General features: G+C 44.7%; 28 protein-coding genes and 1 riboswitch. Of the genes, 17 read left to right on the top strand and 11 right to left on the bottom strand.

The features are described from left to right. The first annotated feature begins 72 nt into the window (after positions 1–72). From FS736_RS04210 to buk, 4 genes are all read left to right on the top strand, one after another. Entirely contained in the window at positions 73–1,197 is a 1,125-nt protein-coding gene (locus tag FS736_RS04210) for an NADH-dependent flavin oxidoreductase (RefSeq protein WP_144475125.1), read from the top strand. Between the two features lie 382 nt (positions 1,198–1,579). After that, positions 1,580–2,650: a Glu/Leu/Phe/Val family dehydrogenase gene (locus FS736_RS04205; RefSeq protein WP_222125057.1), complete on the top strand. Its 1,071-nt coding sequence runs from the start codon at positions 1,580–1,582 to the stop codon at positions 2,648–2,650. 22 nt (positions 2,651–2,672) lie between these two features. Next, complete coding sequence (locus tag FS736_RS04200) at positions 2,673–3,593, top strand: phosphate acyltransferase (RefSeq protein WP_144475124.1); 921 nt, start codon at positions 2,673–2,675, stop codon at positions 3,591–3,593. Positions 3,594–3,610: 17 nt separating this feature from the next. Continuing rightward, a complete protein-coding gene (buk, locus tag FS736_RS04195) occupies positions 3,611–4,669 on the top strand; it encodes a butyrate kinase (RefSeq protein WP_144475123.1) in 1,059 nt (352 codons plus the stop codon). Positions 4,670–4,718: 49 nt separating this feature from the next. Here the strand turns inward: buk and FS736_RS04190 are convergent, their stop codons facing one another. The 6 genes from FS736_RS04190 to FS736_RS04170 all read right to left on the bottom strand — a co-directional run bounded on the left by FS736_RS04190 (position 4,719) and on the right by FS736_RS04170 (position 10,793). Next, positions 4,719–5,642, bottom strand: coding sequence for a ketopantoate reductase family protein (locus tag FS736_RS04190; RefSeq protein WP_144475122.1), 924 nt, complete (start codon positions 5,640–5,642; stop codon positions 4,719–4,721). A 60-nt stretch (positions 5,643–5,702) separates the two neighbouring features. Further along, positions 5,703–5,858, bottom strand: coding sequence for a hypothetical protein (locus FS736_RS24140; RefSeq protein ID WP_186326652.1), 156 nt, complete (start codon positions 5,856–5,858; stop codon positions 5,703–5,705). A 2-nt stretch (positions 5,859–5,860) separates the two neighbouring features. Then, the gene (locus FS736_RS04185; protein WP_144475121.1) at positions 5,861–7,312 is read right to left on the bottom strand and encodes a carbon starvation CstA family protein; all 1,452 of its coding nucleotides are present in this window, start codon (positions 7,310–7,312) and stop codon (positions 5,861–5,863) included. 190 nt (positions 7,313–7,502) lie between these two features. Then, positions 7,503–8,234, bottom strand: coding sequence for a LytR/AlgR family response regulator transcription factor (locus FS736_RS04180; protein ID WP_144475120.1), 732 nt, complete (start codon positions 8,232–8,234; stop codon positions 7,503–7,505). Next, positions 8,235–9,971 (bottom strand): sensor histidine kinase, encoded by a 1,737-nt coding sequence (locus FS736_RS04175; RefSeq protein ID WP_144475119.1) that lies wholly within the window; start codon positions 9,969–9,971, stop codon positions 8,235–8,237. Positions 9,972–10,106: 135 nt separating this feature from the next. Beyond that, a complete protein-coding gene (locus tag FS736_RS04170) occupies positions 10,107–10,793 on the bottom strand; it encodes a YetF domain-containing protein (RefSeq protein WP_144475118.1) in 687 nt (228 codons plus the stop codon). 95 nt (positions 10,794–10,888) lie between these two features. On the opposite strand from FS736_RS04170, the gene FS736_RS04165 reads away from it, so the two are divergent. Next, the gene (locus FS736_RS04165; protein WP_144475117.1) at positions 10,889–11,125 is read left to right on the top strand and encodes a hypothetical protein; all 237 of its coding nucleotides are present in this window, start codon (positions 10,889–10,891) and stop codon (positions 11,123–11,125) included. Here FS736_RS04165 and liaG read toward each other — a convergent pair. Further along, a complete protein-coding gene (liaG, locus tag FS736_RS04160) occupies positions 11,099–11,962 on the bottom strand; it encodes a LiaG family protein (protein WP_144475116.1) in 864 nt (287 codons plus the stop codon). The genes FS736_RS04165 and liaG overlap by 27 nt on opposite strands. Before the next feature lie 175 nt (positions 11,963–12,137). Then, positions 12,138–13,370: a peptidase T gene (gene pepT, locus FS736_RS04155; protein WP_144475115.1), complete on the bottom strand. Its 1,233-nt coding sequence runs from the start codon at positions 13,368–13,370 to the stop codon at positions 12,138–12,140. A 133-nt stretch (positions 13,371–13,503) separates the two neighbouring features. Here pepT and FS736_RS24135 point away from each other — a divergent pair, with 133 nt between their 5' ends. From FS736_RS24135 to alaP, 9 genes are all read left to right on the top strand, one after another. Further along, complete coding sequence (locus FS736_RS24135; protein WP_186326651.1) at positions 13,504–13,641, top strand: hypothetical protein; 138 nt, start codon at positions 13,504–13,506, stop codon at positions 13,639–13,641. Continuing rightward, positions 13,634–13,789 carry a hypothetical protein gene (locus tag FS736_RS24130; RefSeq protein WP_186326650.1) on the top strand — a complete coding sequence of 52 codons (156 nt, stop codon included), beginning with the start codon at positions 13,634–13,636 and terminating at the stop codon, positions 13,787–13,789. The genes FS736_RS24135 and FS736_RS24130 overlap by 8 nt, the downstream gene beginning before the upstream one ends. Positions 13,790–13,846: 57 nt before the next feature. Then, a riboswitch (TPP riboswitch) is annotated at positions 13,847–13,956 on the top strand. A 74-nt stretch (positions 13,957–14,030) separates the two neighbouring features. Continuing rightward, a complete protein-coding gene (locus FS736_RS04150; protein ID WP_144475114.1) occupies positions 14,031–14,792 on the top strand; it encodes a 3-oxoacyl-ACP reductase in 762 nt (253 codons plus the stop codon). 57 nt (positions 14,793–14,849) lie between these two features. Beyond that, positions 14,850–15,659, top strand: a complete 810-nt coding sequence (gene thiM, locus FS736_RS04145) for a hydroxyethylthiazole kinase (protein ID WP_144475113.1) — start codon at positions 14,850–14,852, stop codon at positions 15,657–15,659. Next, positions 15,659–16,507, top strand: coding sequence for a bifunctional hydroxymethylpyrimidine kinase/phosphomethylpyrimidine kinase (gene thiD, locus FS736_RS04140; RefSeq protein ID WP_144475112.1), 849 nt, complete (start codon positions 15,659–15,661; stop codon positions 16,505–16,507). The genes thiM and thiD overlap by 1 nt, the downstream gene beginning before the upstream one ends. Continuing rightward, a complete protein-coding gene (gene thiE / locus FS736_RS04135; protein WP_144475111.1) occupies positions 16,480–17,136 on the top strand; it encodes a thiamine phosphate synthase in 657 nt (218 codons plus the stop codon). The genes thiD and thiE overlap by 28 nt, the downstream gene beginning before the upstream one ends. Beyond that, on the top strand, positions 17,133–17,636 hold the full coding sequence (thiW, locus tag FS736_RS04130) for an energy coupling factor transporter S component ThiW (RefSeq protein ID WP_144475110.1): 504 nt from the start codon (positions 17,133–17,135) through the stop codon (positions 17,634–17,636). Before thiE ends, thiW begins: the two co-directional genes overlap by 4 nt. 103 nt (positions 17,637–17,739) lie before the next feature. Further along, on the top strand, positions 17,740–18,354 hold the full coding sequence (locus FS736_RS04125) for an exonuclease domain-containing protein (RefSeq protein WP_144475109.1): 615 nt from the start codon (positions 17,740–17,742) through the stop codon (positions 18,352–18,354). Positions 18,355–18,651: 297 nt separating this feature from the next. Further along, the gene (gene alaP / locus FS736_RS04120) at positions 18,652–20,043 is read left to right on the top strand and encodes an alanine permease AlaP (protein WP_144475108.1); all 1,392 of its coding nucleotides are present in this window, start codon (positions 18,652–18,654) and stop codon (positions 20,041–20,043) included. 47 nt (positions 20,044–20,090) lie between these two features. Here the strand turns inward: alaP and trhA are convergent, their stop codons facing one another. Beyond that, positions 20,091–20,738 (bottom strand): PAQR family membrane homeostasis protein TrhA, encoded by a 648-nt coding sequence (gene trhA, locus FS736_RS04115; RefSeq protein ID WP_144475107.1) that lies wholly within the window; start codon positions 20,736–20,738, stop codon positions 20,091–20,093. Positions 20,739–20,871: 133 nt separating this feature from the next. On the opposite strand from trhA, the gene FS736_RS04110 reads away from it, so the two are divergent. Both FS736_RS04110 and FS736_RS04105 read left to right on the top strand, forming a co-directional pair. After that, entirely contained in the window at positions 20,872–21,456 is a 585-nt protein-coding gene (locus FS736_RS04110; protein WP_144475106.1) for a DUF1836 domain-containing protein, read from the top strand. A gap of 6 nt (positions 21,457–21,462) precedes the next feature. Further along, positions 21,463–21,693, top strand: a complete 231-nt coding sequence (locus FS736_RS04105) for an excisionase family DNA-binding protein (RefSeq protein ID WP_144475105.1) — start codon at positions 21,463–21,465, stop codon at positions 21,691–21,693. Between the two features lie 32 nt (positions 21,694–21,725). Here FS736_RS04105 and FS736_RS04100 read toward each other — a convergent pair whose 3' ends face one another. Together FS736_RS04100 and FS736_RS04095 are read right to left on the bottom strand one after the other, a co-directional pair. Beyond that, positions 21,726–23,387, bottom strand: coding sequence for a PAS domain S-box protein (locus FS736_RS04100; protein WP_144475104.1), 1,662 nt, complete (start codon positions 23,385–23,387; stop codon positions 21,726–21,728). 244 nt (positions 23,388–23,631) lie between these two features. Then, a complete protein-coding gene (locus FS736_RS04095; protein WP_144475103.1) occupies positions 23,632–24,003 on the bottom strand; it encodes a hypothetical protein in 372 nt (123 codons plus the stop codon). Positions 24,004–24,136: 133 nt separating this feature from the next. Here FS736_RS04095 and FS736_RS04090 point away from each other — a divergent pair, with 133 nt between their 5' ends. Then, positions 24,137–24,631: an NUDIX domain-containing protein gene (locus FS736_RS04090; protein ID WP_144475102.1), complete on the top strand. Its 495-nt coding sequence runs from the start codon at positions 24,137–24,139 to the stop codon at positions 24,629–24,631. The last annotated feature ends 112 nt before the right edge of the window (positions 24,632–24,743 follow it).

Here is a 24,743-nt window from a genome sequence, read left to right as displayed (position 1 = left end):
ATAACTAGGATGTTTAGCAATTAGCATATTAGGTAAAATCTTTCGTATATCGAAAAAGGAGGTACATAATACATGGATGAAAATTATAAACCGTTATTCGATTCGTTTTCATTTCCAAATGGAGTCAGCTTGAAGAATAGACTTGTCATGGCGCCGATGACAAATTTCTCATCCAATGAGGATGGAACCGTGACAGACGCAGAGGTAAAGTATTATGCCCGACGCTCAAAAGGAGTCAGCATGGTCGTGACGGCATGTACATACGTGACCAGGGATGGGAAAGGCTTCAAAGGTGAGTTTGGCGCAGATACAGATGAGATGATTCCAAGTCTGCGCAAGCTGGCTTCAGCCATAAAGGCGGAAGGCGCAAAAGCGGTTCTGCAAATTTTCCATGGTGGCCGCGAATGTCCGCCAGAACTGGTGCCGGATGGAGATATCGTCAGCGCAAGTGCCGTTCAGTCAGAGCGGAACAGCGCGAAAGCACCGCGTGAGTTGACAGGAGAAGAAGTTGAGAAGATCATTTCTGCCTTCGGAGAGACCACCCGCCGGGCAATCGAGGCAGGCTTTGATGGAGTCGAAATCCATGGAGCCAATGGGTATTTGATCCAGCAATTCTTCTCTCCCCATTCGAACAGGCGTGAAGATCAATGGGGTGGCTCACTGGAAAAAAGGATGGCCTTTCCGCTGGCGGTTATTGATGAGGTGAAAAAAGTAACAGCTGAGCATGCCAGGGAACCGTTCATCGTCGGATACAGATTCTCGCCGGAAGAGCCGGAGGAGCCTGGTATCACAATGGCAGACACCCTTGAGTTGATCGATGCACTCGCAGCAAAAAATCTCGATTACCTGCACGTATCATTGAATGATTTCTGGTCCAAACCGAGGAGAGGTGTGGATGATGACCGTTCACGGATGGAAATCATTCACGAACGAGTCGGTAATAAAGTACCTGTCATTGGTGTGGGATCACTATACAGTGCTGAGGATGTGATTAAGGCATTCGAAACAGGAGTACCGCTGCTCGCGCTTGGCCGTGAACTGATCATTGATCCGGATTGGGTAGAGAAGGTCGAAACCGGCCGTGAAAATGAAATTGAAACGAAGCTTGATACAGGTGCGCAGTCACGCCTCGTCGTACCGGATCCATTATGGCAGGCAATCGTCAATACACCAGGCTGGTTTCCAGGTGTACAATAATAAATTGCTCTTAAAAGAACCAAAGCTGCTGTGCTTTGGTTCTTTTTTTGAGTGAATTTTGTTTTATTGGCGGAGTTCACAATTTTATTGGCGAAAATTTAGGTTTATTGGCGATTTCAACAAGTATTTTGGCGAAAAAAACATTTTATTGGCGATGTTCACAACTTTATTGGCGAACTGGAAATTTCCAATGATTTTTTTCAGTTGCTTTGCCATAAAAGTGTAAGATATATCACCGTTGGCGGCAGCGAAACTCTTTATAATGTATCAGTGTAAGGGCTTACATTTTAATGATCTGGATACATCCAGCAGATAGGCAGAGCTTTGCCAGGTCCGATTACGGGAGGGGATGTTTGTGTTGCTAACGGAAGAACAGAAAATGATGCTCGATCTTTTTGAAGAAATGAAGGAACACGGCCATGAACAGGTGATTTTCAATTATGACAAAGCCACCGGTCTGAAATCGATTGTTGCGATCCACGATACAACTCTTGGTCCTGCACTGGGCGGCTGCCGGATGTGGGATTATGAGTCGACCGGTGAAGCACTGCGGGATGTATTGCGCCTTTCCAAAGGGATGACCTATAAATGCGGAGTTTCAGGAGTGACATACGGGGGCGGTAAGGCTGTCATCATCGGCGATCCCAAGTCTGAAAAATCGGATGAACTTTTCCAGGCTTTTGGCTCTTTTATCGAAACATTGAAAGGGCGCTTTTACACAGGGACAGATGTAGGAACTGTCGGCATGGATTTCGTGTCCGCAGCAAAGCAAACCTCCTATCTGGTCGGGCTGCCGGAAGAATATGGAGGCAGCGGCAACTCTGCAATCATCACGGCCTATGGCGTGTGGAAAGCGATTAAAGCGACAGCAAAAGAGATATTCGGTACGGATTCACTGGCGGGGCGCAAAATTGCTGTGCAGGGGCTTGGCAAAGTTGGTCGCTTCCTGGTGGGACATCTTCATGATGAAGGAGCAAACCTGGTCGTCACAGATATTTTTGAGGAAAATGTTAAAGAAGTTCTAGAACAATATCCGGATATTGAGACAGTTGAACCTTTGGACATATACACCTTAGAATGCGATATTTTTTCACCGAATGCTCTTGGCGCTGTAATCAATGACATCACGGTTCCAAAACTGAAATGCCTGGCGGTGGCCGGTGCTGCCAACAATGTTCTGGCAGAAGAACGCCACGGCGACATGCTGCATCAGAAAGGAATCCTTTACGCACCTGACTATGTCGCCAATGCAGGCGGGCTGATCCAGGTAGCGGATGAATTGCATGAGTACAGCAAGGAACGGGCATTCAAGAATGCAAACATGATCTATGACATCCTCGGAAAAATCTACAAAATCGCCAAAAATCACGATATACCAACGTATAAAGCTGCAAATATATTAGTAGAAGAGAAGATTGAAAAAATCAGCAGGATCCAGAGCAAGTACAGATGATAAAGCAACAGGGGGTGAGAAGATGCGCTATCGAAACTTTAGGGAGGTCATTGCAGAAGCACAGACAAGGCCGCCGGTAAAAATGAGCATCGCGGCTGCCCATGACCTCGATGTGCTCGTCGCTGTAAAGGCGGCTTTCGAGCTGGGAATCATTGAACCATGCCTCGTCGGGGATCTGCAAAGAATCTTTGAGCTGGCAAATGAACTGGGTTTTTCAATAGAGGGATTTCCTGTCTATCCTGCCTATACAGAGAAGGAGAATGCCCACATCGCTGCCAAGCTGGCAAGTGATGGACATGTTCAGGCAATCATGAAAGGATTTGTGAACAGCACGCCATTTTTAAAAGGGGTGCTGGATAAGGACCTTTATTTAAAAACAGGCCGCGTGATCAGCCACCTTTCCGTATTCGATATACCAGGAAGTGAGCAGCTTATTTGCATGACAGATGGTGGCCTCAATATAGCACCGGATTTTCAGGGGAAAAAGCAGATCATTCTGAATGCAGTCGAGTTTCTCATTGGGATTGGAGTGGACCAGCCGCGGGTTGCGATTCTGGCAGCAAATGAACGTGTCAGCGAGAAAATGCCTGTAACTGTCGAAGCAGACGAACTGGCTATCCAGGTAAAAAAGGAATCCAGCCAGCCGTTGTTGATCGAAGGTCCGCTTCCATTAGACCTGGCGATCAGCAGGGAATCGCTTTTACACAAAGGGCTTGACAGCGAACTTGGCGGGATGGCAGACTTGCTGATTGTCCCAACCATTGAGGCAGGCAATTTCCTTGGCAAAGCTATAACATATTTCGCCAGAGGAACGATGGCGGGAATCGTACTTGGAGCCAGGGTGCCATTGATTTTGAACTCACGGTCAGATTCAGCTGAGGCAAAATTAGCCTCCATTGCCCTTGCTGTCGTTTCTGCTTCAAACTCAACGGTCAGCGTATGAAGGATAGGTGAAGATCAATGAATATTTTAGCGATTAACCCCGGATCAACCTCTACGAAGCTGGCTGTTTACGAAAATGAAAAATTGCTGTTTGAAGAGACAATCCGGCATGATGATGATGAACTCATGAAGCTGGGGGATTTGACAGCCCAGCTTCCATATCGGCTTGATGCCATAATGGGGGTCATGAGGATACGGGATTTCAAGCTTTCTTCACTGGACGCTATTGTTGGCCGGGGAGGAATGCTAAAGCCGATGACCAGCGGGACCTATACTGTTGATGATTACCTGCTGGAAGACGCCCGTTCAGGCAAATATGGCAATCATGCATCCAATCTCGGTTCCATCATCGCTGTGGAAATAGCCGAAGAATATCAGCTGCCTGCCTTTATCGTCGATCCTGTCGGTATCGATGAATTGATTGATGAAGCGAGGATTTCCGGTTTAGCGGATATTGAGAGGAAGAGCCATGCCCATGCGCTCAACATCAAGGCGGTATCCCGTAAGATTGCAGCTGAGACTGGGAAGAAATTAGCTGAAACAAGTTTTGTTGTCGCGCATCTCGGCGGAGGCATTTCGGTTGCGGCGTTAAAGGGCGGCAGGATGATCGATGTGAACAATGCCGATAACGAGGGTCCATTCTCTCCAGAGAGGGCAGGCGGACTGCCGGCAAAGCAGCTTGTCCAGCTTTGTTTTTCAGGGAAATACAGTGAAAAGGAATTGCTCCAGAGGATGACAAAGAAGGGCGGGATTTATTCCTATCTGGGTACAAAAAGTGTCATTGAAGTTGAGCAACGTGTTCAGACTGGGGACCCTGAAGCATCTCTTATATTGAAGGCAATGGTTCATCAGATAGGAAAAGAAATCGGGGCAATGGCAACCGTTCTGGATGGAAAGGCAGACGGCATCATTCTTACGGGGGGCATCTCTCAATCAGAAATGATCACAGATTGGATCCGCGAGAAAGTGAGTTTCATAGGAGAAGTATTTGTCATCCCTGGTGAAGCAGAAATGGAAGCTCTGGCATTGGGTGCCTTGAGAGTGCTGACAGGGCACGAAAAAGCAAAAATATATTAGCAAAAAAGCCTGAGTCTATGAAGTTAACCTCATAGACTCAGGCTTTTTTTCAAGAGGAGAGCAAACTATCGTAAATATCAACATTCGCATAAACAGCAGACAGAGTAGGTGCGTCTATCCTAAGCTCGGCTGCCTTCTTCAGCAAATAGCCAAATAGGTGGTCTCCTTCTGTCGGGAGTGATTTTTCCATATCACGCTGGAGGGAGGACTTCATGCCGTGGCCAATTTCGTTCAGCCTGTTCCATGTCGCATCCTTAGCCCCCTCGGAAAGCGGGGCACCAATCGCCGTCATGATCTCGACCGTCTCATACAGCAGGCGTTTAATCGTTTCCGCTCCCTGCGTTTGATCCCGAATGGGACCGATAGGGGATCTGAAAAGTGAGGTGATGCCGCTTAATGATGTGATGAATAAGTATTTTTGCCACATTTCCTGTTCAATTTTCTCTGAAAGACGGAAGTTAGCCTTCGTATCGTCAAAAGCAGCTTGCAGTTTTAGGATTCTTTCTGAACGTTTATCGTTCAGTTCTCCAAATACCAAATCCTGAATCGGACTGGTTTGGATCACCTTTCCGCTTTCATCAAGGGTCGTTTCGATAAAACATAGCCCGCCAATCACCTTTTCCGCCCCGAAAGCTTCGGTTAAAGCATCAAGATGAGCAATTCCGTTCAGCAAAGGGAGAATCATCGTACTGTCGCCAACGAATGGACGAATGCTTTCAATCGCGCCATCCAAATGATAGGATTTGGTGGAAACGAGAATGACATCAAACAGCTCAGCTTGCGACTCCGCTCCAATTGTCTGCGGGTCAGGAAAATGCAGATCGCCGTGAATGCTGGAAACAGCCAGTCCGTTTTCCTTGAGCTGCTTATGCCGTTTCTCACGCACAAGAAATGTTACATCCGCTCCTTTTTCCAAAAGCCTTCCGCCGAAATAACCGCCAATCGCACCGGCACCAACGATTAATATTTTCATATTTTTAACCTCCTAAATATGTAAAAGTGCACGCTTGAATTAAGCGTGCACTTTTCTTACTTAATTTGCAAGAATGGCTGCCAGCAGACCTCCTGCAGTAATAAGGACAATAATGATTTTGGCAATAAAGGGAAGCTGCTCTTTCCCTTTTTTGTTGACTTGTTCTTCCTTCTCATTGACTGTCTTGCGGTATCCAGGACTGCAGCATCCGCTCATCGTTACGCCACCTTGTTGTAGTTGGAGATGTCTTCATCAAGCGGGATGTTTTTAGCACGTGCTTTTTTAGCAGCGTTGAAGAACATGACCGTGATGACAGCTGTGACGATTAGCGCTCCAATATTGGAAACTGTCAGAGACATACCGAAACCGATTTGTGCATTAAGGATATAAGATGTGACGGCAGCTGTCATGAACATGCCAGGAATCATTGCGATCCAGTAGTTCTTCTTGGCGATGAACAGGTACATGGCACCAACCCACAGCGCGATGACCGCAGTTGACTGGTTTGCCCAGGAGAAGTATCTCCATAAAATTGTGAAATCTACTTTTGTCAGTGCGAAAGAGATAACGAATAACGGAACAGCGATCCAAAGACGGCTAGTGAATTTCTTTTGAGAAAAGTTAAAGTAGTCAGCAATGATCATACGTGCGCTTCGGAATGCAGTATCACCAGAAGTGATTGGCAGTACAATTACACCTAGTACAGCAAGTGTTCCGCCGATTGCGCCAAGCATCAATGTGGAAGCTTCGCTTACGATTGCAGCTGGTCCGCCGTTTGCCAACATATCGTTCAGGCCATTGTAGCCATCGAACAAGCTCATTGCAGCAGCAGCCCAGATCATCGCAATCACACCTTCAGCGATCATCATGCCGTAGAAAATCTTGCGTCCTTGTTTTTCATTTTGTGTAGTACGTGAAATGATTGGTGTTTGTGTTGCATGGAAACCTGACAGCGCTCCGCAAGAGATTGTTAAGAACAACAGCGGGAAAATCGCTGCATTATCAGGATGGAAATTCGTTAATGATAATTCAGGAATCGGTGCACCTGTAATCACCAGCATTGCGCCTACTCCAACCGCACTGATCAAAAGCAATGCACCGAAGATTGGATACAAGCGGCCAATGATTTTATCTACAGGAAGCAAAGTCGCTAAAATATAGTAAACAAAAATTGCGGCAACGATGATACCCATTGTTACCTTTCCGTCCATCAAAGTATGAAGCAAACCAGCCGGAGCAGTGACGAACACGGTACCAACCAAAAGCAAAAGAAGGACCGCGAAAGCATTGACAACGTGTTTCATGACCTTACCAAGGAATTTTCCTGCAAGTTCAGGAAGGTGGGCACCTCGGTTGCGGATGGAAATCATCCCTGTGAGGTAGTCATGGACAGCACCGGCGAAAATAGCGCCAAGAACGATCCATAGGAAAGCGACCGGTCCATATAAAGCACCCATGATCGGTCCGAAAATCGGGCCGACACCAGCGATGTTAAGCAGCTGGATCAGTGAGTTCTTGCTTGTCGACATTGGCACATAGTCAACGTCATCCTTATGTGTATAAGCCGGAGTGGAACGACCCTCGTTCACGCCGAAAACCTTTTCTACAAACTTTCCATAAGTAAAATAACCAACGATTAAAAGTGCAATACCAGCTAGAAAGGTATACATAGGAAACCTCCTTGAGTTTTAATGTATGCGTTTGCAATTATTATAAAAGAAAACGATTACATGTGGCGGTTTTGTGAACAAGATGCACGAATGTGGGCTTGAAGTGCAGAATTTGTCGATTTAGATGCATTATGATTCTATTGAAATGCAAAAAAAGCACCTGATCAGATGCTTTTAGGACAGTGTGTGATTATAGTTCAAGCTGGGTCCTTAATGCCTTTACATAATTGCGGCTCACTGACAGCATTTCATCCCGGCCCTTGATTTCAAGCTGATAAGCACCGTTGAACCATGGAGTGAGCCGGGTGACATATTCCAGGTTCACAAGATAGCTTTTATGGATCCGGAAAAAGGAATAAGGAAGGAGCCGGCTTTCAAGTTCTTTTAATGGAGTTTTTGTTTCATACTCTTTTGCTTCAGTTACGATTTTTGAAAATTTCTCTTCCCGGGAAATATAAAGGATATCTTTTGGCTCGAGATAAAAGATTTCGCCATCTCCTTCAACTGCAAGCTTGCCAGATGGTTTTCCTGCCTCTTGCGCGGACGGCTGGAGGAAATGCTTTTCAATTCTGAGGATGGTTTCGCTCAGCTGATTTTCGTCATATGGCTTCAGCAAGTAATCAACCGCTTCATACCGAAATGCCTCAGCCGCAAATTGCGGATAGGCGGTGGCGAAAACGATCAATGGGGCTTTTTTTAAAGACATGAGTGATTTAGCAGCTTCCATACCGTTCATCTTTGGCATTTCGACATCGAGGAAAACCACATCTGGATGGAGCTGCAGGGCTTTGACGATTGCGGCCTCACCGGTCTCTGCTTCGCCGACGACCTGGATGGAAGAGAAAGCTTTCAATAAATGTTTCAGTTCATCCCGGCTGTACATTTCATCATCTGCTATCAATACCCGAATACTATTGTCCATCTATAGTTCCTCCGATTGTGGAATCATAAAAGAAATCTTTGTACCTTTTCCCGGTTCGCTGTCAATCTTCAGACACGATTCTTCGCCGAAGTTCATCGCAAGCCTCCTATTGACGTTGAAAAGGGCAATCCCGCTTCCCGTTTCAGATTCAATCATTTGCTTTCCAAGTTGATTCATCCGTTCTTTGCTCATTCCTTGTCCATTATCTTCAACTGAAACGATTGTGCCATTTTGCTCTTTTTGGATGGAAATACGGATGTGGCAATCCTGGTCCATATTCTTGATGCCGTGCTTCACTGCGTTTTCGACGATCGGCTGCAATGTCAGCGGCGGAATTTTGACAAGCAGGGCGTCATCCTCAATATCATAAGTAACCTTCAGTTTCTCGACAAAACGAGCCTCTTCGATTGAAAGATAGGCCTTCACATGACGCAATTCCTGTTCAAGTGTGGTAGTCGTCACTGTCGTGGCATTCAGGTTTTGCCGCAGGAAATGGGAAAGCGAAACCAGAAGCGTCCTCGCTTTATTTGGGTCAATCCTGATCAGCGAGGTTATGACATTCATTGAGTTGAAAAGGAAGTGGGGGCTGATTTGGGCCTGAAGGGCCTTTACCTCGGCTTCCTTGGCAAGCTGATAAGCTTTTTCGGCTTCGGCGGATTCGAGCTGGTTGCTGAGCAAGTTGCTCAGTCCGGAGATCAATTCAATGACGACATTGGTGATTTCTTTTTCCGATTTAAAATAGAACTTAAGGGTGCCAATTGTTTCATCACGGTGCTTTAACGGAGCAATCACCGCGGCGCCGAGCGGGCAGCTCTTGTCCCGGCAATGAATTGTCTCATCATTGGCGACGACCAGTTTGCCGGTTTTCAGCACATCCCTGGTAATCTGTGTCTGGATCGGGCTGGTTGAACGGTGATGGTCATCAGCCAGGCCGATATGTGCCAGAATTTCCTTCTTATTCGTCATCGCAACCGCGCTTGTCTGGACTTCATTATGTAATATCTGACAGACTGCCTGCGCAGAATCCGCGTTGATTCCTTTGCGCAAGTATGCAAGTGTCTGATCGGCAATCCGCAGCGTTTTCTGGGCAAGCAGCGCTCCAGTCTTTTCTTCTTCGGAAACAACATTTTTTATGACCATCAAAAATAGTGCAGAGCCAAGGCCGTTCGCGAGAATCATGGGGACACCGATGATTTCAACGAGAGTTTGCGCCTGATGATAAGGCTTCGCGATCAAGAGGATGATCATCATTTGCACCGTCTCGGCAATTGCCCCGACAAGAAAGGCTGTTCTCAGGTTGATATTATTTTTCTTTTTTTGAAAACGTCCGGAAATGACGCCGGCAACGATTGCCGCAAGTCCGCAGGCAAAAGCAGTAAAGCCGCCGAGCGTAAAACGATGCAGTCCTGCAATAAGCCCTGCGCCAATCCCAACCTTGTATCCTCCAAGCAGTCCGGCGATGACAATGCCGATGACACGCGAATTGGCAATCGCCTCATCTGAAGCAAGATCAGAAGCCCATGGGTTGAACTGCAGGTTATCAGTAGAAAAGCTCATCCCGGAATATGTACCAATGATCCCGAAAAACCCAAAGAAGATAATCGCAAAATATTGCTGTCGGCGGTTCAGCGAATCATGGTAAATCAACCCGCGGAAAAAGCGGAACCTCGTTAAAATGAAGGCAATTGTCACAATGATGCCCAGACGCTCGAGCATTGTGATGAGTAATTCAAACATATCCGCTCTCCTTGAAAAGTTAATATGATATCTGAACTCATTTTAATAGAAAGAGAAGTAAAGTAAAAGGGTATGAGCTTACGCGGAACAAAGGCATAGTAAAAATAAAAAAACTCCCATCACGTGATGGGATGGTTATTTAGAGCGTTGTTCTGCAACGACTGTTCCATCACTCTCGAGCTCAGCATAAAATACTTCCTCCAGCCGATTGAACCCTTTCTTTTTTAATTCATTTGTCAGCCAGTCTTCACTCAAGCTTAATTCCTTTAGATTCTTTTTAACGATACGGCCATCAACAACCAGTTCAGAAGGCAGGTATTTTCTTGGTGTAAGGGGGATGCCAGAATCTTTATTTATGACATTTTCATATTCCACTTTCTTTAAAACACTGATTTGTCCATTTGGTTCAAGGATTGCATAATCGACTTCTTTTATTGAAAATACATTTTTAATTCTTAGCAGCATCGTTAGATCATCCATATTTAGCTTATTGGACTTCATTGCTTTTTCATTTATTTTTCCCTGTTTGATAATGATGGTCGGTTCCCCGTCCAGCAAAATTCTTGCCTTAGGGGATTTTAGGGCGATGTATTCGATAGTAAGCGTTAATAAAGCCCAGAGCGCTAAACCGGTAACACCATCAATTAGTTTAATGTCTCTATGTACAACCATATCACCAGCTATATTTCCCAGAGCAATTCCGGTGATATAAGTAAAAAAGGTCATTTGGCTGAGCTGCTTTTTGCCAAGTACACGAGTAAGAAGGAATAATACACCAAAGCCTAAAAGGGTTCTCAATATGGTAGTTAAAATGGTTTCCATGATACTCCTTGAAAAATAGGTAGTTTTGATTATATTGCCCCTTTTATTACAAAAAATGTTCCATATGGGAGTTTTGTAAATAGTTAGGGGAAAACTTGAAAAGTCGCGGGGGAGGAACCAATATCAATCTGGATATTATCAGAGCAGGTAATTTTTATTGGCGAAAAAGCTATTTTATTGGCGGAGTTCACAATTTTATTGGCGAAAATATATTTTTATTGGCGAAATCACCTGAATTATTGGCTAAAATGAAAATTTATTGGCGAACTGGTAATTTTGAAGGTTTTTTTCCAGTTCGCCAATGGTTACTTTATTTTGAGATTCCCGCTTGAAACATCGGCGTTGATTTGGTATTTCCCGCTTCCGTATTTCCCGTAAATTCGGTTTTTGGATGCCTCTTTATTTTTTAGCGGAAAATCGCTTGATAGGTTGCCGCTGCTTATTTTTCCATTCAGAGTAAAATCTGCTTCATCAGGCAAATCCAATTCGATATAACCAGAACTGACGTTCAAGTCAACATCATCGATTAACTTGTTCATCTGGATTTCCAACTCTCCCGATGAGACATTCCCGTCAAGCTTGCCGGTAAAATTTTTGACCTGGACGCTTCCGGAACTGACATCAAATGAACTTTTACTGGCATCAATCGAATTCATGTTAACCTCACCTGATGAACTCTGATGCTCCAAATTTCCAACAACGAAATTTTCCAGGTTCATGCTGCCTGAACCAATATTGATTGCCAGGTTTCTCAGTTTCACAGGCTGGTCGGCTGATTTACCTATGAAATCGATTTTTCCGGAGCCGAGCTCAATGTCCATATCCTTGTCAAAATGATCCGGGATATAGACGGTGAGTGATGTCCTGTCCATCTCAAACCAATTGAACCAGAAGAATCCTCTTCGCTTAACACTTACCTGTATTTCATCCCCATGGCGCTTGACTTTTACCGAGCCTTTGCCTTCAAGTTCAGCGTGCACATCATCACGGTCCTCTGGCACAATCTTCGTCGCGACACTGGAAACATCAATCGAGATCTTTTCCGTACCATTGCTCACCTTCACTGAGTCTTTTGCTCTGGCAAAGTTCAGTCCATCCCCGTCAAACAGATAATTCCACCCGATATAAGCCCCGGTAATCACAAGGAAAATAACTAAAATCCGCTTCATTTATAAAATCTCCCTTCCAACTCTTTCTATATTCAGAATAAGGTAAATCATTCCTCTTCCCAATGCACCACGGATTTAAATCCAGATGGGACCTGAGACTGATTTCGGTGTAGATAGTTCATGAAAAAAGCCAGATTCCTTTTGATTTGGGAATCTGGCTTCATGATGTTAGTGATTAAGCTTTTGCTTCAAAAAGCTTTACGATTTCTACGATGGTTTCAACAGATTTAAGCATGTTATCCACAGAGACATATTCGAATCTTCCGTGGAAATTCTCTCCGCCGGTAAAAATATTCGGTGTCGGCAATCCCATATAGCTTAGCTGAGAGCCGTCAGTGCCGCCGCGGATTGGTTTGACGATTGGCTTGATGCCGAGGTTTTCCATTGCTTCATAGGCGATGTCGACAATTTCTTTTACTGGCTCGATTTTATCCTTCATGTTGTAGTACTGGTCGTTCATTTCAAGTTCAACCCGGGTTTCGCCGTATGTAAGCCTTAGTTCATTGGTGATTTTCTGCATCAATTCCTTGCGTGCCTGGAAGCTGTCACGGTCAAAATCACGGATGATGTAGCTCAGCGTCGTCTCCTCGACATCCCCATTAATCGAGCTCAGGTGGAAGAAGCCTTCATATCCTTCTGTATGCTCAGGCGCTTCTTCGGCAGGAAGCTTGCTGTTAAATTCCATCGCGATTTTGGCGGAGTTCACCATTTTGCCCTTTGCTGTTCCGGGGTGGACGTTCTTTCCTTTAAAAGTCACCTTGGCGCCGGCTGCGTTAAAGCTTTCATACTCCAGCTCGCCAAGCGGGCCGCCATCAACGGTGTAGGCGAATTTTGCATTGAATGCTTTTACATCAAACTTATGAGGGCCTCTGCCAATCTCTTCATCCGGGGTGAAAGCAACACGGATTTTACCATGCCTGATTTCAGGGTGCTTGATCAAATAAGCCATCGCCGTCATGATTTCGGCAATCCCTGCTTTGTTGTCAGCACCGAGAAGAGTCGTTCCATCGGTCGTAATCAATGTATGGCCTTTATATTGAGGCAGTTCAGGGAAATCCGCTGGCGACAGGATGATATTCTGCTCCTTATTCAGGATGATCTGATTGCCATCGAAGTCTTCGACAACCTGCGGGTTGACATTTTTGCCTGTAAAATCAGTTGCCGTATCGACGTGGGCAAGGAACCCGATCGTTGGGACTTCCTTATCGGTATTTGCAGGAAGTGTTGCCATCACATAACCGTTTTCATCAATCGTGACTTCCTCCATGCCAATCGATTTTAGTTCCTCGACAAGCATATTGGCAAGGGTGAGCTGGCCTTCGGTCGATGGAGTTTTCTCGCTGTTTTCATTGGACTGTGTGTCGATTTTGACATAAGAGGTGAATCTTTCGATTATCTCGTTTTTCATTGCTTTCATCTCCCATTCATATGTATATTTTCATATTAGCATAGATGATCAAGAAGACCATTTTAAAAAGAATGAAAATTCCATTTTTTGTATCATGTTTATTGTATAATGAAAGTAAAGGAGGCTGGACAGTATGGGGTATTTTTTCACGTTCATAGTGCTGTTTGTCGTGTTTTATCTGATTTTCAAGATAATCCGCTCCGGTAATTTGCCAAGCAATCATTACACTCCATTTGACGATTTAACCGAAGGGAAAAAGAAAGATGATTGATCTTGGCGTCATCATTGTTTTGCTGCTGTCACTCTGGTCGATAACGATTACACTGCAAAAATTAACTGCAAGTATCATCCAAAAGCAGGACCAGCAGCTTAGTCTACTGGAAGAAATCAAAGAAGAACTGAAAAATAGCAGAATATGAACTTTTTACTTTACATATATAGGAGATAAGGCTAGGATAAAGACAATTGAATATTCGATTTACTACTAGGGGTGCCCTGCTGCGGGCTGAGAGGAAGACGCTAAGTCTTTTAACCCTTCGGACCTGATCTGGGTAATACCAGCGTAGGAAAGTAGTGTGAGAGAAATTTTCTTACTTTGCTTTTAAGCCAGGTCCATTATATATGGATCTGGCTTTTTATATTTTAAGGAGGTTGACACAAATGGAGTTAAAAGATCAAGTAGTTTTAATAACTGGAGGAAGCCGTGGCCTTGGTGCAGAAACGGTCAAAGCTTTTGCAAGGGAAGGTGCAAAAGTTGTCATCAACTATTTTCAGAATGAAGAAAAGGCAAAGGCTCTGACAGAGACCATTGGCGAAAATGCCCTTGCTCTCAGGGCGGATGTGCGTGATCCTGCACAGGTCAAAAGCATGTTCAGGTTGGCAAAAGAACATTTTGGGACACCGATTACGACCATCGTCAATAATGCACTGGTCAATTTCAAGTTTGATCCTGTGGCGAATAAGGATGCTTTTGCAGTAGGCTGGGAGGATTACCAACAGCAGCTTGAAGGAGCTGTCCGCGGTTCATTGAATACCATCCAGGCGGGATTGCCAAATATGAAAGAAAAGAAGTTTGGCAGAATCATCAATATTGGCACGAACCTCTTCCAGAATCCGGTTGTCGCCTACCATGACTACACAACAAGCAAGGCTGCGCTGCTGGGATTCACAAGGAATATGGCGATTGATCTTGGAAAGTATGGCATTACCGTCAATATGGTTTCGGGAGGACTGCTAAAAATGACCGACGCAAGCTCAGCTACTTCTGAGGAAGTATTCCAGCTAATCGAATCGTCCACACCTCTTAGAAAAGTCACCGATCCCGCAGAAGTTGCAGACTCAATTTTGTTCTTCGCCTCACCATGGGCGCGTGCAGTTACCGGACAAAATATGGTCGTAGACGGCGGCCTGGTGATGGATTAAGGAGAAGGAATTGAGGTCGCAGATGGCGGTCTGAGGATGGATGAAGGAGGAATTGGAATGGAAAAACGAGAGATTGCTGGTTTGCTGGAGAAGGTCCGCAGAGAGAATCCACTTGTACATAACATCACGAATGTTGTGGTCACGAATTTTACGGCCAATGGGCTGCTGGCTCTTGGTGCATCTCCAGTGATGGCCTATGCACAAGAGGAAGTTGCCGAAATGGCAAGCATAGCGGGCAGCCTTGTGCTGAATATTGGTACGTTGAGGCCACAAGTCGTCGAATCCATGTCGATTGCCGGTAAAGCGGCAAATGAGCATGGAGTTCCAGTCATTCTTGATCCGGTTGGTGCCGGGGCGACTGCTTATCGCACGGAAACTGCAATAAGGCTGATGGACGAACTGGAGATTTCGGTCATCAGAGGAAATGCCGCGGAAATTGCCAATGTAGCAGGGGAAGTCTGGAACATACGGGGTGTTGACGCAGGGGATTCAGATGGGGATGTGATCGAGCTGGCAGAATCCGCTGCCCAAAAATTGAACACAATTGTGGCACTGACAGGGAAAGAAGACGTTATTACAGATGGGAAATCTACGTTTGTCGTCAGAAATGGACACCCAATCCTTACGAAGGTAACCGGTGCTGGATGTCTGCTGACCTCAGTAATCGGGGCATTCACAGCAGTGGAAAAGGATTTTTTGAAAGCAGCAACTGCTGCATTGAGCATTTACGGAGTGGCAGCCGAAGTTGCCGCTGACAAAAGTGCCTTGCAGGGACCAGGGAGTTTTCAAGTGGAGTTCCTGAACCAGCTCTACCATTTGGATGCTGAGGAAATCTACAATAAAAGTTCTTTCGAAAAATGGAGGTAATGAATATGAAAAAAGCACTGACAATCGCAGGATCTGACAGCGGCGGCGGAGCCGGAATCCAGGCTGACCTGAAGACATTCCAGGAACTGAAGGTATTTGGCACATCTGCCCTGACTGCTGTTACCGCGCAAAATACGCTTGGTGTCCAGGGAGTTTTTCCGATGAGCCCTGAGGCGGTAGGCGAACAGATCCAATCAGTCGGTGAGGACATTGGAGCGGATGCCCTGAAAACAGGAATGCTTTTTAACGCGGAAATCATACAAGCGGTCTCGGAAAAAATAAAGCAGTTCGGCTGGGATAAGGTTGTTGTCGATCCTGTCATGATTGCGAAGGGAGGAGCCTCATTGCTCCAGCAGGAGGCTGTATCGGCCCTGAAAAAACATTTGCTTCCGCTCTGTCACATCATCACCCCGAATATCCCCGAAGCCGAAGTGCTGACAGGCATGTCGATTCGCGGTACGGATGAAAAAAAGGAAGCGGCCAAACGAATCCATGCCCTTGGAGCGAAAAATGTAGTGATAAAAGGCGGCCATGATGAGGAAACAAACGAATCTATTGATGTCCTCTTTGACGGAAAGGAATTTGCTTACTTCTCCACTTCAAGGATTGAGACGAATAACACCCATGGAACAGGCTGTACTTTTTCTGCAGCTATCACAGCACAGCTTGCAAAAGGTTCTTCGGTCCATCAAGCGGTTTCGGTGGCTAAGGAGTTCATCCAGGCAGCCATTGCCAACCCGCTGATGATCGGAAATGGACATGGACATGGGCCGACTAATCACTGGGCCTACAATATGAAAAGAGAAAGCGGGGCCTCCTCATGTCAAGAATCAGTCCTGAAAAGATGAGAAGCTTGCTGAAGGTATATTTTATCGCCGGCAGCACGAATTGTTTACAGGATCCCGTTACTGTGCTTGAAGCAGCGATTCGCGGAGGGATCACGATTTTTCAATACCGTGAAAAAGGAGAAGGAAGTCTTTGTGATTTGGAAGAGCAGAAGCTTGGCAAAAGACTGCGAAAGATTTGCAAGGAGAACGACATCCCGTTCATTGTGAATGATGATATTGAATTGGCGTTGGAGCTTGATGCAGATGGTGTCCATATCGGCCAGGAAGATGAGGATGCCGCACAGGTCCGCAGAAAAATTGGCGATAGGATTCTTGGAGTTTCTGTACACAACCTGGAAGAAGCTGAAAAAGCAAAGCAAGCTGGGGCTGATTATTTCGGTGTCGGTCCGGTTTTTCCAACGGCGACAAAGACGGATACAAGAGCTGTCCAGGGAACAGCCATGATTGAAGAATTAAAAGATTTTGGCGTACCGATTGTTGGAATCGGCGGGATCAATGCGGATAATGCAAAGCTTGTCATGACTGCCGGGGCTGACGGTGTATCTGTGATCACAGCGATCAGCCAGGCAGAAGACGTCAAGGAAGCTGCAGCAAGGTTAAGAGATAAGATTCAAGGAGGTAAAATATGAGATACACACAAAAACTTACCCTCACCGCTATGATGATGGCGATTGGTACATTGACGAGCCAAATGCTGTTTATCCCGCTTGGAATCGTGAAAGCATTTCCGGTGCAGCATTTCATCAATGTTTTGTCAGCTGTGCTGCTGGGACCCTATTACGCCGTTGCTCAGGCATTTGGCATTTCTTTGCTCAGGAATTTAATGGGCACCGGATCGGTCTTTGCGTTTCCTGGCAGCATGATCGGAGCACTTCTGGCTGCATATCTGTATAAAAAGACGAAGAGAATGGAATTTGCTTTTGCAGGTGAAGTTGTAGGCACAGGAATCATTGGTGCGGTTGCCAGTTATCCAATTGCCACATTGTTCCTTGGAAAAGAAGCCGCGTTGTTTGGTATGGTTCCGGCATTTTTCGCGAGTTCACTTGCAGGTGCAGCTATCGGTTTCGCGATTCTGAAAATTTTCATGAAGAATGCTGCGGGAAGTCTGGAGATGAGCAATAAAACCTAGTCTGGAAATGATTTCAACCTGCTGCCTTTAGCTGGAAATGGAGGAAGTTCTGCTATATGATGTTAAATAGAATCATATACTCCAGCTGAAAAGGGTGACATTTTTGAACAAAGAGAACAAGCTTGGATTGGTAGTGGACGTAGAGACAACCGGACTGGGCCCGGATTCGGATGAAATCATAGAATTGGCTTTGAAGCTTTTTTCCTTTGATGAGGAATCAGGAGAAATAATCGATATTCTTGATGAAGATTCTTATTTAAGGGAACCCCTGTCGACAACCGCACAAAGAAATTATGACAGGGCCTATCGGATTCATGGAATTCATTATGATATGGTACGCGGCAAAACATTTTACGATGAAAAAATCATGGAATACTTCAATCGCACTGATGCAATTTTTGCCCATAATGCTTCCTTTGACAGAAGCTTCCTTTTCAGGATGTATCCTGAAGTCAATGAGATGCAGTGGTATTGCACGATGAAGAATGTGCAATGGAAAAACCACGGATTTCCGAACAGCAAACTGCTGACGCTGCTGCAGGCGCATAACATCTCGAAATTCCAGACCCACAGGGCGATGGATGATATTACATATTTGACTGAACTTTTGAAGCAGCAAAATCCAAACGGCGACTATTATTTAAAAGAAGTGCTGGATTACGGCCCGATGCGGAAGTACCAGCCTGCAGCCAAACAAAGACGCCGGATGTTTTATTAGGTTGTTTTTGAAAATAAGATAATGATCATCTGCCTTTTTGACCATGTGCTGGTTGAAAAGGCATTTTTCATTTTAAGAAAATTTACATATTTTTATAGAGGCCTTTTCATGGTAAAATGGCACAAGGAAATTTTTTAAGAATAGTAATTTTCAAATAAAAGAGGTTTGAGTTTCTTTTTATTTGTTAATAACAAGTAGGTTAAGATGCCGATTTCAACTACCGAAGGGGTTGGCGGCAACGGAGGAAATTATTATACAAAATATTACAATCGAGATTTAGAAACGAGGGAAGACACCATGAAAAAAACACAAGAGAATGAACTGCAGCGGGGGTTGGAGCAGAGGCACATAACACTGATGTCTTTAGGGGCAGCAATCGGGGTCGGACTGTTCCTGGGATCTGCATCTGCAATAAAGCTGGCAGGTCCGGGAATCCTGCTGGGTTATGCTTTCAGCGGAATGATCATGTTCTTCATTATGAGAGCTCTGGGGGAAATGGCAATCCAAAAGCCGGTTGCGGGATCATTCAGTAAATATGCCAGGGATTACCTTGGTCCGCTGGCAGGGTATATTACTGGCTGGAACTATTGGTTTTTATGGATTGTAACTGGCATGGCGGAAATCACTGCCGTCGGGATTTACATGGAATTCTGGTTTCCGGAAACTCCACGCTGGATATGGGCGCTAGCTGCCCTGGTGATTATGGCATCAGTCAATTTCCTGGCTGTAAAAGCGTATGGGGAACTTGAATTCTGGTTTGCGTTGATTAAAATTGTCACGATTTTAGCGATGATTGTCTCAGGGGCCGGCATGATCATATGGGGAATCGGCAATGGAGGCATTCCAACAGGGATCCAAAATCTATGGGAGAATGGCGGCTTATTTCCTAACGGGATTAAAGGCGTCCTGTTATCGCTGCAAATGGTCATGTTTGCCTACCTTGGAATCGAGATGATCGGTATTACTGCTGGTGAAGTCAAGAATCCTGAGAAATCACTTTCCAGAGCGATTGATTCAGTATTCTGGCGCATCCTGATTTTCTATGTCGGGGCATTGTTTGTTATTATGTCTATCTTCCCATGGAATGAGATTGGGGAAAAGGGAAGTCCGTTTGTTATCACTTTCGAACAATTAGGAATTCCTGCTGCAGCGGGCATCATCAATTTCGTAGTATTGACTGCTGCACTATCATCCTGCAATAGCGGAATCTTCAGCACAGGACGAATGCTGTTCAATCTTGCCAACCATGGAGAAGCGCCACAGAAATTCAGCAAATTGACCAAGAACGGGGTTCCGGGATTTGCCATTCTCGCCTCGGCTGGCGCATTGCTGATTGGGGTCGCCTTGAATTACATTGTCCCGGCAAAAGTATTTGCCTGGGTTACAAGTATTGCGACGTTTGGGGCAATCTGGACCTGGGCGATCATTCTCCTGTCACAGATTCGTTACCGCAAAAGCCTGCGCAAAAATGAAGTGGACAAGCTAAAATATAAGCTGCCATTGTTTCCGTTCACTTCCTATTTATCATTGGCGTTCCTGGCTTTTGTAGTCGTACTGATGGCCTTCAGCCCTGACACAAGAATCGCACTTTTCATAGGGCCTCTGTGGCTGGCGCTTCTAACAGGCTTTTACTTTGCTAAAGGTTTCCATAAAAAAGATCATCAAACGAACATTTCAAATGCAGGGTAAATTAAATGCGCCTGATCTTCTTTGTTGAAGAGCAGGCGCATTTTTAATTATAAGACGTAAAAATAAACACTGAAAAAATGGGCAAGGCTTCCGAGCATGATGAAGATATGAAATATTTCATGGAAACCGAGATACTTGGAGCGGAGGAAATCAGGTTTTAATGCGTAAATGACACCTCCGATTGTGTAAAGGATACCACCGGAAACAAGCCAGAAGATCCCTCCAGGATTCAATATGGAGGATAGGGGAGAAACCACGAAAATCACCATCCAGCCCATAATGATATAGATGGAAGTCGACAGCCATCTTGGACTCCTGAACCAAATCATTTTAAACAGAATTCCGCACACAGCTGCAAAAGTGATGATTCCAAAAAGCGTCCAGCCTGTTGCGCCATTGAGACTGATCAGGCAAAAAGGAGCATAAGTTCCAGCGATCAGTACAAAAATCATCGAATGGTCAATTTTTCGAAGGAAGGCGATGATACTGTCCCTGCTGATGACCATATGGTAAGTGGCCGATGCCGTGTAAAGCAAAATCATGCTGAGTCCAAAAATGGTCACGGATGTGATCACAATTGGTGAACCGGTTGTGATTGAAGCCTTGATGACGAGCGCGAGCAGCCCTGCAAAGGATAATAAAGCACCAGCCAGATGAGTAAGGCCATTAATGGGTTCGCGGATGTAGCTATTCATGATATAACCTCCATGTCTTTGTATGTGGTTTTAATAACTACTTATAATAATATTACTGTTACATCAGGTAGTCAATGTTTACGGCTTGCTTTTTTTACCTTATAATGAAAATAAAAAACATGAGGTATTCATATTGAAAAATTTAGCGAGCTTGCTTGCCGAGCTTAATCTTGAAAATAATATTGCACTTGAGGACATTCCTGAAATCGACTTATATATGGATCAGGTAATCCAGTTGTTTGAAAAAAATTTCGGCAGCTCGACAAGGAATGAAGATGAAAAAGTCCTGACGAAAACCATGATCAACAATTATGCAAAGGGAAAGTTATTCTTTCCTGTCAAAAATAAAAAGTATTCAAAGGAGCAGCTGATCCTGATCAGCTTGATTTACCAGCTGAAAGGCGGCTTGTCGATCCAGGATATCAAGCAGACTCTGGAAGGCATCAACGAGAGGACAGAGTCTGGTCAATTTCAATTGAATAAGTTTTATCAGAGCTATTTAAAACTCCACGAGAAGAATATTGAGATTTTTAATGAGGACGTCCTTAAAACGGAACAGGATGTCAAACTGGAAGTGAAGACGCTTGAGGCAGATGAGCCTGAAGAACTGGAAACAGTGTTATTGATTGCATCGTTGATCAATATCAGCAATTTTTACAGAAAGACAGCCGAGAAGCTTGTCGACCAGCTTGCGGCCAAAAAAGAAAAAAAGGACTGAACTATTTTGTATATGACAATAAAAGAAGCAGCAGAATATCTGTCAATCCCAGCGGCACAGGTCGAGAATCTTGTCCTTCAGCGGAAAATCAGGGCCATTCATGATGGTGAGCAATATTTGATTTATAAAGACCAATTCAATACCCATCTGAAACAGGTTGAGAAGTACAAAAAGCTGGTAGAAGAAATCATGAATGAACCAGTGCCTGAGGACATCGACATTAAAGATGAAGATTGAAAAAACGCGAGAGGACAAGTCCTTTCGCGTTTTTACTTGGTTGATTTCTCAAGGTTTTTCATTTTTTCTTCATGTTTGATTGGCAATTGGACAATGACCTCTGTCCCTATTTCAGGCTCGCTGTAGAACTTGATGGTGCCGTTATGGGATTGGACTATTTTGAAGCTGACGGTCATTCCAAGTCCGGTTCCTTTTTCCTTGGAAGAATAAAAAGGTTCCCCGATTCTTTCCAGTAATTCTTTTGAGATTCCGATGCCCTCGTCCTTGACTCTGATTGAGGCATTATTATCAAAACTCTCCAGAGTGATGAAGACGGAATCCCCACCAGAAGAAGCCTCAATCGCATTTTTGACAATGTTGATGAACAGCTGCTTGAGCTGGTTCGGTTCACATTCAATCATGACTGGATGATCTTTGACCTCGAACTCAATTTGAATATTATGGAGGCTCGCTTCTGTCTTTAACAGGGAAATCACATCATGCAGGATCATCTGCAAATCTGCTTCCGTGTATTTGATCTGTTGCGGCTTGGCCAACAAGAGCAGCTCGCTGACAATATGATTGATCCGGTTCAGTTCATCGATCATGATCTGATAGTAAAGCTGGTGCTTCTCATCCTCCATTTGAAGCAATTGGACGAGTCCTTTTAAGGAAGTGAGCGGGTTCCGGATTTCATGCGCGACGCTTGCGGATAATTCGCCGACGACAGACAGCTTATCCGTTCGGCGCAAGCGCTCCTCTGTCTCGCGGAGCTCTGTCACATCACGGGAATTACAGATGATGCCCGCAATTTTTTCGTTCACGATAATCGGTAAAGTGGTGCTTTGGAAAATGAGCGGTTTCCCGTTCTTATGCATTAACTGCAGCTCGAACATTTGCGGGCTGCAGTTTTCCACGACACTCGCTACCTTTTCCAAAACTTTCGGCCTATAGGATTCGGGAATCAAGTCAGCAAGATTTTTTCCGATATATTCATCACGCCTAAATCCAGTTATTTTTTCGAATTGTGGATTCAGGTTGGTGATTGTCCCATTCAAGTCAAGCATTGAAACAATATCCAGACTGTATTCAAACAGGGACCGGTATTGTTGGCGGCTTTCTTCAAGAAGGTTTTCGACATTTTTTCTTTCCGATATATCCCGGCCAATGATCACAAGACCCTGGCGGCTGCCATCATCATTGAAAAGGGGGACTTTGATTGTATCAAATGTCTTGACAGATCCATCAGGCTGGGGCAAAACTTCCTCGACACGAATGATCCCGCCTGCTTTCCAGGCTTCTTCATCAGAAATCTCGCAATAATTCAGCGCATCGCTGAAATAGTTGCTATACTCTGCCAGTTCGGTATCTTTTTTTCCTCTATAGTCAACGTTCTCAATGTCAAATAGTTTCAAACCAAAGTCATTGGCCTGTATCCACCGGCCTTCTCCATCCTTGAAGTTGACGAAATCCACCATCGAATTGATCAGTGTGGAGAGTCGCTTTTCTTCTTCTTTTGCAGCACTCAGTTCTTCCATTTTAGAGATGAAATAATAGAAGAACCCTCCTGCCAGCAAAACATAAAGGACTTCCTTCGAGTGTTCGATCACCGCAACAAAGTTTGAAGGTGCGTATAAACTCAGCACATAGTTTGTCCCAAAAATCCAGACAATGCTCAGAATGAAAAAGATAAGGACATATTGCTTTTTTTTCATATCTAACTCCTAAAGTAAGCGGAAAAGCTTACGTGATTTCAAAATGGGTTACTCATCTATAGTAGCACAATTTTGTCTATTTTAATGAGTATTATTTCCATATCAGTATTTCTATTAAATGGAAAAGGGTTGCAAAGGACTGATATGGATTCAGTTTCTTTGCACCCTTTATTATTGAGGCGCTATTGAACAAGCTGTTGTTTGACGTTCCAGGCGCTTCTCTTTCCGCGGGAAAAATATGTTATTAAAACTCACCATCCGTAGCCTGGAATGGGATATTTAGTCGGTTCTCAACCGCACGGAGCCTTTGGTTCAACCGGTTTAGACGGCGGGTATGGCGCTCGTCATTTTGATTCAAGCGGGCAATTTCATTGTTAATACGGCTGATTTCCTTATTGATTCTGGCAATCTCCCTGTTTTGGCGGGCAATTTCTTTATTTTGTCTGTCAAGCTCTGTCTTCTGAACCTGGAACTGCCGTTCAAGCTGGTTCACTCGGCGTTCAAGGGCAGGCTGTCGGTCAAAGTCGTGAAAATTCTGTTGCTGTGCGTGATAACCAAAATCATAGTGTGTATACGGGTCGTAATACTTTGGGTTGTAATACTGATAAGGGTTCATACGGGCACACTCCTTATTTTTATTCATAATAAATTCTCTATAAAGTATGTAGGTGAATGCCGTGGGTGAAAGGTTTTATCAGAAGAAGGAAAAATTGGAGCGGTGGCGAATGGATATTCAGGTGGTGATATAAATGGGAATGTCAGAGTATTATCAAGAGATTAGAAGGAAAGTGGGAAGCGAACTTATCTTCATGCCAAGCGTGGCGGGAATCATCAGGAACGGAGCAGGAGAGATTCTGTTCCAGAATAAAGGCAATGGAGAGAAATGGAGCCTTCCGGCAGGAGCAATTGAACCAGGCGAAGCACCTGCGGAGGCTGTAGTCCGAGAAGTGTGGGAAGAAACAGGTCTCCATGTTGTCCCTGAATTAATATTGGGTGTCTTTGGCGGCAAAGACTTTCGCTACCAATACCCTAACGGCCACAAAGTCGAGTATGTGGTGTTTGTGTTTGACTGCAAGGTAAGAGGCGGTGAACACAATCCCATCGACAGTGAGACGGACGAACTTCGTTACTTCAGCGCGGAAAATAGGCCGGAATTGGCCCTGCCTTATCCAGAGAGTATTTTTACTGGAACGGGTAGTGAGAAGACGGCGTTTCAATGGGATGAGGGATGGAGGAAAGTATAGGGAAGGAGAATATAAAAAAAGGCTGTTTTCGTAAAGATTGTTGTTAAAATCTTAAAGCCGATTTTAACGTGCTATAAGCAATTTTGCAGTTCGTTTTTAAGTGTGCAAGCTC

This window comes from Cytobacillus oceanisediminis 2691, from assembly GCF_007678455.1.
GTDB lineage: Bacteria > Bacillota > Bacilli > Bacillales > Cytobacillaceae > Mesobacillus > Mesobacillus oceanisediminis_A.
The sequence above is the reverse complement of the archived record's forward strand: the minus strand, read 5'-3'. Positions and strand labels throughout refer to the sequence as shown.